The organism is Flavobacterium sp. GNP011 (assembly GCF_056428925.1).
On record NZ_JBWJVJ010000051.1, the window covers coordinates 1 to 1,023 of the forward strand.

The 1,023-nt window shown below is 23.5% G+C and carries 1 protein-coding gene; it reads left to right on the forward strand.

Annotated elements, in window-relative coordinates:
• Positions 1-963, forward strand: a 963-nt coding sequence (locus AC061E_RS16580; RefSeq protein WP_478287246.1) for a tetratricopeptide repeat protein, incomplete at its 5' end; no start/stop codon positions are given.
• Between the last annotated feature and the right edge of the window lie 60 nt (positions 964-1,023).

A 1,023-nucleotide genomic window follows, 5' to 3' on the forward strand; every position in this document is an offset into this window, starting at 1 on the left:
TTATGTAATAACAAAAAATATGATGAAGGTATAAAATATTATAGGCAGTACATAAAATTAAAACCAGATGATATTGATTCTGTTATAGATTTTTCGAGGATTATATATTCTTATGAAGGAAGTGAAAATGGTATTAATGAAATCAAAAACAACTTACAAAATAATCCAAATAATTTAGAATTATTAAAGTGTTTAGCATCATTTTACAATTTCAATAAGTATTATATAAATGCCATCGAAGTTCAAAATCAAATTATTAAATCATATTATACAGTAGAAAATATTAACGTTAGAGCAATTTTATATTCTCAATTGGGTAAACCAGATAAAGTATATGAAGATTTAAATAGAATAATTGAAATAGAAAATTGCAATGCTGAATATTACTCCAAAATTTTACAATATGAATATGAGAACAAGATGTATGAGAAGGTTATTGAAAACAGTTATAAAGTAATTGAGTGTAATGCTTCATATGAGAACTCTATTTTAGATGGATTATATACTTCTTTATTTTTTTGCGGTGATTTCTTGAAAGGTAACTTATATTTAGATAAAAAATTAGCTTCAAACCCTAATAATATAAATCCATATTATATCAAGTCTTTGATTTTACTAAAAAATAAACAATATGATGATGTTTTGAAGTATTTAGATTTAGCTTTAAAATCTAAAGACATTGACAAAAATGACATTGTAAATATAAATACTGTAAAATTTGGATTCTATTTATTAAAGGAAGACTATCAAGGATTTGTGAATTATTTCAATTCAGGTGATGTAAAAACATTGGATAACAATTTAAATTTTACATTTATAGAAGATAGTAAAAGTAAAGTAACTGAAATTAAGACAGACTTTAATAAAACAACGGGAGCTGTTAATTCTTCAATAATAATTCCAACAAAAGTATTCAACTTATTAGAGCATAAATATGGTTTAAAAATTGAACTTGAAAAATAAATACGACTGCCAACACACGCTACAAGCAATTTGGGTTTTAGGCTTAATTTGAAATTGGTT